The organism is Rhizobacter sp. P3_B12, assembly GCF_056402895.1.
This window is the reverse complement of record NZ_JBFUGN010000205.1, coordinates 1-7,844: the sequence shown is the minus strand read 5'-3', so window position 1 is coordinate 7,844 and position 7,844 is coordinate 1. Positions and strand designations below refer to the sequence as shown.

At 66.3% G+C, this 7,844-nt stretch carries 4 protein-coding genes; all 4 read right to left on the bottom strand.

Features of this window, described 5'->3' with window-relative positions:
• A partial coding sequence (locus AC1D01_RS13425; protein ID WP_477866946.1) for a multidrug effflux MFS transporter occupies positions 1–1,040 on the bottom strand: 1,040 nt, incomplete at its 3' end.
• Positions 1,041–1,109: 69 nt separating this feature from the next.
• Positions 1,110–1,457, bottom strand: coding sequence for a hypothetical protein (locus AC1D01_RS13420; RefSeq protein ID WP_477866944.1), 348 nt, complete (start codon positions 1,455–1,457; stop codon positions 1,110–1,112).
• Entirely contained in the window at positions 1,447–5,232 is a 3,786-nt protein-coding gene (locus tag AC1D01_RS13415) for an RHS repeat domain-containing protein (RefSeq protein ID WP_477866942.1), read from the bottom strand. Before AC1D01_RS13415 ends, AC1D01_RS13420 begins: the two co-directional genes overlap by 11 nt.
• A 41-nt stretch (positions 5,233–5,273) precedes the next feature.
• Positions 5,274–7,844 (bottom strand): beta strand repeat-containing protein (locus AC1D01_RS13410; RefSeq protein WP_477866940.1); only part of this gene is annotated, 2,571 nt, incomplete at its 5' end.

The following is a 7,844-nucleotide window of genomic DNA, read 5'->3' as shown; positions in this document are numbered from 1 at the left end:
ATGCCGCGCCGCTCCGGCACCAGGTCGAGCGTCATCAGCGTGACCACCGGCACCATCAGCGCCCAACCGAATGCGAAGATGCCGATCGGCAGCAGCGCCCACCAGGCCTGCGGCACGAACAGCAGGTTCAGCGCGAGGTTGACGACCGACACCACCAGCATGATCACGAAGCCATGGCGGATCTGGTGGTGCGGCTTGATCCTGCCGGCCAGCCGCCCCGAGAACCAGGCGCCGCCCATGATCCCGCTGATGGTGATCAGGAAGAACCAGAAGAACTGGCCGGGCTGCAGCTGCAGGTGGTCGCCGAGGAAGACCGGCGCCGACAGCACGTACAGGAACATGCCGTTGAACGGGATGCCGCTGGCCAGCGCCAGCATCAGGAAGCGCGGGTTCGAGCCGAGCTGCCAGTAGCCGCGCATCAGGTGTCGCACGTTGAACGGCTGCTTCTGCGAGGCATGCAGCGTCTCGGGCAGCAGCCGCCAGTTGCCGATCCACAGCGCGACGCCGATGGCGGTGAGGAACCAGAAGATCGCATGCCAGCCGACGTGCACGAACAGGAAGCCGCCGACCATCGGCGCGATGGCCGGTGCGATGCCGAAGTAGATGGTGACCTGCGACATCACGCGCTGCGCATCGGCCGGCGGAAACATGTCGCGGATCACCGCCCGCGAGACGACGATGCCGGCCCCGGCCGACATGCCCTGCAGCGCGCGGAAGAACACCAGCGCGCCGATGTGCTGCGACAGCGCGCAGCCGGCCGACGCGAGCGTGAACACCGCGATGCCCCACAGCACGACCGGGCGGCGCCCGAGGCTGTCGGACAGCGCACCGTGGAACAGGTTCATCACCGCAAAGCCGAACAGGTAGGCCGACAGCGTCTGCTGCATCTCGACCGGTGTCGCGCCGATCGACTGCGCGATGCCGGTGAAGGCCGGCAGGTAGGTGTCGATCGAGAAGGGACCGAGCATGCCGAGGCACGCAAGCAGCGCGGCCAGCGCCCAGCGCGGTGCGCGCCAGAGTTGTTGTGCGTCGGGATTCATGCGGAGCGTCGAGTATAGCGGGCCGACTGGGGCACTCAGGTCCGACGAATTCTGACGCGCCGAACTGCATCAAGAGTCGGGTATATATTCATCAACAGCGTAACCAATCTTTGAAAGAAGATTGATCACACCAGTTCTCGCCTTTTGCGATTCTGCAGGATCAGCAACCACCGCAAACTCCTGCTCAGCGAACGGCACCAAACCTACCAACTGCATGGGCACATCACCAATAAAAAGACACGCCACGAAGTATTCACCTAAATCATTACGACGGATTTCTGGGGTCGGTCGCCCACAGAGCCGCAAAAGCTCGCGTATATCACCCCTGAAAAAGGCCACCTCCCTGTAGGGGCGAAGTGGAAGTTCTTCGACAGGAGAAAGCCACGTTAATATTTCGTGAGTCATATCATGGTCCATGCGTTGCCATTACAGGAATCGCGGCCTTCCCATTGGGCGCCTCGAATACGCCCGGCGTTAGCCCAAGGTACCAAGCCGCGCCAACTATACTCTCCGTTTGCGGCTTCACAGGTGTCCAGAACATCACCATATTCAGAGCTGGTTGCCCCGAGCTGCCGAGCATGGGTTGCGTATACGCCATTACAGCCGGAGTAGCACCATAGTTGTATGGTGATCCTCCCCACAGCTCCCCAGAGAGAACTATTGCATCGGCTTCTGCGCGAGTCTGCTCATGGCGGAAATACGGCCCGTACAGACGGCGGCCTTGAGAATCCGTCCTTGCTTGCGCAACTGGCTGTGCCTCAGTTGCGCTATTTGCGTCAGTCGACAACCCGCCTGCCGCCTGCTGCATGAACGCATACGGCCCGGCCATCGTATTGCTTCCAGGAATCTCAGTCGCTTGTTGGACGAGCACCAGCGTTGTTCCCGCGAAGATCGCGTAGATCGTCGGCCCAACACCTGGGATGCGTACAACCTGGGCTTTGGGCGCCTGCATGACCAGCGAGCCGCCCATCAGTGACCGCACATAKCCGCCCGGGAGCATTCGTTTGTTGTATTTGTCCATCTCCGCCCGGAGAAGGGTCAAGCACGCACCTGTGCAGCCGGGATTCACAGCTCCACTGCCAGTGATTTTCACTTCCTCCAATTCCTGTGGCTTCGGCTTCGGCTTCGGCTGCGGCTGCGGCTGCGGCTGCGACGGATGCTGCTCGGGGTCCGGCAAAGGCCTCGGCCAACTCGTCTTGTCCTGCGTCAGCGGATTCCATCCGCTCGGATCCGTACCGTTCAGCGGCCGGTTCTCCACATAGCTGTAGCGGTTGTAGCTCTGCAGTTCATAGGGCTGCGTCACCGCTCTGTCCACCGACAGGAACCGCCCGATCGATGCGTCGTACATGCGCCCGTTCATGTGCGTGAGCCCGATGTCGTCGAGCTGCTCGTGGCCGGTGAAGCCGCGATCGGTGCCGCTGTTGACGGCGGGGCTCCAGTCGATCACCAGCGTGCCGGCGGCGTCGTAGTTGCCATTGGCGAAGCGCCGCTTGCCGAACGGGTCGTATGCATCGCGCGCCGTCACATCGCCGTTGTGGTCCGTCGTCGCCGCGATGCTGCCCAGGTGATCCTTGTGCCAATACTCCAGCTTCACCACGGTCAGGCTGGATTGCGTTGTCGGTGCTGTTTGCGTGGCGCCCAGGGCCGGCAGCGCGCCAGTTGTGACCAGCACYCCGAGACTCTGGTCGCCGGCGCTCAGGTAGTGACGGTTGCTCGTGACCGCGGGGTTGGCTGCACTCGGGCTCGTGGGCGCATTGACCTCGCTCTCGAAGGCCAGTCCGCCGGTGTTGTCCGGATGCAGGTACCACGTCGTTCGCGTGCCTGCGTTGGCGCCACTCGGGATCGTCCGCACCTCGCGGATGCGGGCGTGGTCCTCGTCGTAGCTCCACACGTAGCTCGGGCCGCCTGCAGGTCCTTGCACGCCGGCTTGGCTGTCCGGCAGGTTGAAGCCCGTGTACGTGATCCCGCGGTACTTGCCTGAGCTTGCGCTGGCGATGTTCCCATTCGCGTCGAAGCCGTAGGTGTTGGCGGCCGCGCCTTCGATGCTCTGCACCGCATGAGGCCGTACCGCGTTGGCGCCCTGCGCGCCGTAGCCATACACCCCCACATCGCTCTTGTAGAGGATGCTGCCCAGCGCGTTGTATTGCAGGCTCACCGTTCGCACGAGGCCGCTGATCGCGGGAGCAGCCACCGTGTAGCGCTGCAGACGGCCGAGCGCGTCGTGCTCGAAGTTCTCCGTCACTGCGCCGGTCGCACCATCTCCGTTCGCATCGTTGCGATTCGTCAACCGGCCCAGGCTGTCCCACACGTAGCCATGGTTCAGCACGTCGGTGGAGTTGCCCTTGCCCGTCGTCAAGCTGCTGGCGCGRCCCGTCGATGCTTCGTAGCCGGACCTGCTCACCACCGCGTTGCTGTACTTCTGTTGCTCCAGGCCGTCCCACGCGTTGTAAGCCAGCCCCTGCCACAGCACCGTGCCGGCCGGCAGCGTAGCGCTCGCGCCCGGYGTGCCGCCCGGGGTGCTCGGTAGCGGGTTCACCGTCACCGCCGTCGCCAGCGACACMSTGCCGAGRAASCCCTTCKGCGTGTAGCCGTAGTTCACCGTCAACCCGGTCGGCCAGGTCTGCGTCATCTGCCGGCCGTTCGCGTCATAGCTCAGCGCGCTCGCAAAACTCGGCCCGTTCGCCACGGTCGTGCGGTTGCTGACCAGCCGCCCCAGGCTGTCGTACACCCACTGCTGGCTCATCTCGGTGCTGGCGCTGGTCGCGCACAGCTTGCCGATGCCCATCGCGCAGCTGTCGTAGCTCCAGGTGCTGCGGTACTCCGGCTCGATGCGCAGCGTCATCCGCCCCAGCTCGTCGTACTTCATCGTCGTCGAGCTGCCGCGCTGCTGCTGCAGCGGGTTCTGCTGCCACACCGCCTGACCCAAGGCGTCATAGTGGTACTCGAGCACCCCGGCGTCTGGGTCGGTCAGCTTGAGCTTGCGACCCCGGATGTCGTACGCGATCTGCACGCTGTTCTGAAGCGCGTCCTTCGTCGTGACAAGGTTGCCGAACGCGTCGTGCTGGTGCACGAGCTGCGCGCCCTGCGCATCGGTGATGCGGATCGGGCGGCCCTCCACGTTGCGCTCCTCGAGCCGGGTGTGCCCCTGGTCGTCGATGGTGGTCGTCTGCAGCGCGCCGTAGACCACGGCCGACAACCGCGCCCGGCGGCTGCCCCGGTTGCTGAAGCCCACGCTCGGCTGGTTGCCCTGGGGGTCGGCCGTGTAGGTGCGGACCACCCGGCCCAATGCGTCGTACTCCGAGCGCGAGAGCCCCACGTCGGCGCTGCCGCCGCTGGTCGACGAGCCGCTGTCCAGGAAATACGGCTGCGTCTGCAGCAKCACCTGCCCCAGGTCGCCGTACTCGGTGTCGGTGGCGATCAGGCGGTTSGTGCCGCCGGGTTGCGTGGCGCCGTCGAACGCCTCGGTGATCTGGCGAAGCACCCGGCCCGCGCGGTCGATRTAYTTGCGGGTGAACGGGCCGTTCTTGACGCCYTCSGMRCCGCTCGCATCGCGYGGCTCCGCGTGCACGAACTTCACCGCATCRGCCGGGATCTCSRCCGCRCCGGGGCTCGGGCAYGTCGGGCTGTTCGTGGCGGTGTCGACGCGGCCCGCGATGTAGCAGTACGCCGTGATCGACCGCGTGCTGTCGGCACGGATCTCTCGCGTCGCGCGACCCAGGTCGTCATATTCCCAGCGCGTGGTCAGCCCGTTCGGCCCGGTCTTGCTCAGCACCGTGCCGAAGCGGGGATCTACCGTCTGCGTTTCACCGTGCAGCAGCGCGTTCTTGCGCTCGCTCGGCAGGCTGCCTGCAGGCACCTTGATGCTCTGGCCGGCGATCGTCACCGTCTGCGCGGCATACGTGGTCGTGCTGGTGCGCGCCGTGAAGAGCGCCTCGCCGCTCGCGCCCGGGCAGTTCTCCTGCCGCGTGCTGATGCGGTTGCCCGCCGGGTCGTAGCCGTAGGTTGTCAGCACGCACAGCTTGGGGTCGTCGGGCTCGACCTTCTCGGTTTCCACCAAGCCATCGGGGCGGTAGGTGGTGCTCACCGTCTTCGTGTAATGGAACGGGTCAATGGGTGGCTGGACTTGCGCATGCGCCATCGCTTGCACCCAAGCGGCGCCCGCGAACACCACCAACCGGGCCAGCCGCTTCATGTGCACTTGCGCAATCTTTTGCGCGTTTATCTGCGTGGTCTTCACAGGCAGGTCCCCTTCACGATCGCCTTGCTCGTCATCGCCGTGCCGAACGGGTTCTTCACGCTGAAGTTCACCGTGCGAGCGGTGCATCGGTCGTAGATCCACTGGAACGTGCAACTCCCAGGTGACGCGGCCACGCTGCCACCCACGGTGCAGGTGCTCGTGCCGCCGGAACCCGCATCGCTCTGGGTCACCGCCGTGATCGTCTGCGCCGCGCTGTACGGGTTCGCCACCGTCAGCGTGATCGTCGTGTACGTGGTCGTCGACGTCGCTGCCGTGCTCAGGTTGAACAGCGCACCGGGAATGGTCTGCACCATGCCGCTGGCCGTGATCAAGGCATTCACCGTCGCACCCACGGAGCTCACCGTCTGGTTGAAGTTCGTCAGCGTGCCAGTCGCCAGCTGCACGTTCATCGAGCAGCCATTGCCCGGCGCGACGTTGCCGCAACCGTTGCCGACGATGCTCAGTGCAGCAGGCAGGTTGGACAGCCCCGTCAGCGTCATCGGCACGTTGCCGTCGTTGCGCCAGTTGATCAGTCCCGTCGGGGCTGCCGAGTTCTGGTTCACCGTGCCAAAGGCCAGGCCACTGAAGGTGGGCGTCGCGACCGAGCCCGTCACCGTACCGGACACCGTGGCCGATGCGGCACCCAGCGTGCCGCCGGTCGCCACCAGCGTCTGCGCACCTTGCGCGCCGATGCTGTCGCTTGTGCGCATCGACACCGTCACCGAACACGTGCCTCCCACGTCGACCGTGCAGCTGGTGGGTGCCACGCTGTATGCGCCGCTGAGCCCCGACATCGAAAGCGTCACCGTCTGGTTGCCGCTGTTGGTGAAGCTCACCGTGCCGGAGGCTGCGCTGCCGCCCTTCGTGGCACTCAAGCCGGTCGCGCCGTTGCCGGTGACCGAGATCGCCGAGCCGTACAGCGTGCCCGCCACCGAGGCGGATACCGCACCGGTCGTTCCACCGGTGGCCGTCAGGGTCTGGCCGCCTTGCGCGCCGATCGCACCGGCCGTCGTCATCGACACCGTCACGGCACAGCTACCGCCCGCAGGCGCCACGCAACTGGCCGGGCTCACCGAGTACGGCGCGCTGAGGCCCGACATCGCAAGCGTCGCCGCTTGGTTGCCGCTGTTCGTGAAGGTGACCGTGCCGCTTCCGGCCGCACCACTCTTCTGCGCCGACAGGCTTGCCGCCCCATTGCCGTTCACCGCGATCACCGATTGCAGGCCTGTGCCACTGAGCGCAGCAGACAGAGTCCCTGCACCCGTACCGATGCTCAGGCCACCGCTGCGCCCCGCATTGGCCGTCGGCTGGAAGCGCACCGTGATCGCGCACGTGCCACCCACCGGCAGCGAGCTGCCGCAGGTCGTCGAGACGAAACCGAAGTCCGTGCCACTGACCGAGGCAGCAGCCGGCACCGTCACGCTCAGCGGGCCGACACCGGTGTTGGTGAGCGTCGAAGCCTGCATCGGTGCGCTGCCGACGGCCACGTCACCAAAAGCCAGGGCAGACAGACTGCCCGACGGTGCCTGGCCTGTACCCGAGAGCACAGCCGATTTCACGCCCAGCTCGGTGTTGAGGTTCAACCCGCCAGTGCGCGTACCAGCCGCAGAAGGCGCGAAAGTCACGCTCACCGTGCATGAGGCGTTGGCGGCCAAAGTCGTACCGCAGGTCGTGCCCGCGAAGCCGAACTCGCTGCCCGACGCCGACGACACCGCCGCGGCGGTCGGCATCGTGATGTTGATCGCCACGCCGCCGGTGTTGCTCATCGTCGCCGTGGYGCCGCTGCTCTGCCCGATCTGCGTGGCCGTGAAGACCGGCACGCTCAGCGTGGCCGTCGGCGGCGTGCCGCGCGTCGCGGTCGCATTCGGCGCCGTGCCGGCACTCGCACCGATGGCCGCCAGACTGTTCGGCACGCTGCGCTCCTGCGTCGAGCGCTGCACGCCACCCAGCACCCAGTTGTCGTCCGCGATGTTGTTGAGGGCGTAGTCGTGCTTCGTTGTCGCGGTGATGCTCTGTGCGACGTTCCCCGCGGCCGTCCCGGTGGTCACGGCCACCACCTCCTTCGGGTCCCCGTTCTCGTTGTAGCGCGTCGTCACGGTCGTGCCGGGCAGCACATCGCCGTTCAACTCCCGCGCGCTTTTGCTGCTCTGGAACAGGTACGGCCGCTGCAGCCGCACCGTGGCCGGCACCGGGCATGGCGCCGCGACGGTCGCGGCCGCTTCGGCCGTGGGCGACGCCGAGGCATCGCAGTAGATGTTGGCCTCGCTTGCCAACAGCACCGGCGATGTCTGGTTCAGCGAGCCGCGCCAGCTCTGCGTGCGCGCGGGCTGCCCGATGTAGGGGTATGACAGCGCGACCTGCGTCGACTGCGACAAGACGCTGCCGTCCGCTGCCGGCCGCTGGCTGCGCACCTCGCGGAAGCCGCGCGGGCCGCGGCCGTCGTGTGCTGCCTTGAAGCCGCGGTAGCCGAACTCTTCGGACACCGTGCCGCTGCCGACACCACTGTCGCGGTCGACGGTCGCGACCACGTAGCCGGGCTGCACCGCATCGAACAGCGGATACACCGC